The organism is Bradyrhizobium sp. sGM-13 (genome assembly GCF_018398875.1).
Taxonomy (GTDB): domain Bacteria; phylum Pseudomonadota; class Alphaproteobacteria; order Rhizobiales; family Xanthobacteraceae; genus Bradyrhizobium.
Genome location: NZ_JAGWDK010000307.1, coordinates 1 through 268, shown reverse-complemented (window position 1 = coordinate 268; position 268 = coordinate 1). Strand labels below are relative to the sequence as shown.

The window sequence follows — 268 nt, the reverse complement described above, 5'->3', positions numbered from 1 at the left end:
CGTCGGACTCGGCGACAAGCCATTCGAGCTAGCCGGCAATCTGCCGCTCGGCAATCAACGCGTGCTCGAAATCGCCCGCGCGCTCGCCGCCGATCCGACGCTGCTCGTCCTCGACGAACCAGCAGCCGGCCTGCGTCGCCAGGAGAAGCTGAAGCTTGCCGAGCTATTGCGGTCGCTGCGCGCCGATCATCTGACGATCCTTTTGGTCGAGCACGACATGGAGTTCGTAATGTCGCTGGTCGATCGTATCGTCGTGCTCGATTTCGGC

The 268-nt window shown here is 63.1% G+C and carries 1 pseudogene; it reads left to right on the top strand.

The features are described 5' to 3' along the window. Positions 1–268, top strand: a pseudogene (locus KJQ96_RS39155) (metal-dependent hydrolase); the annotation flags it as partial.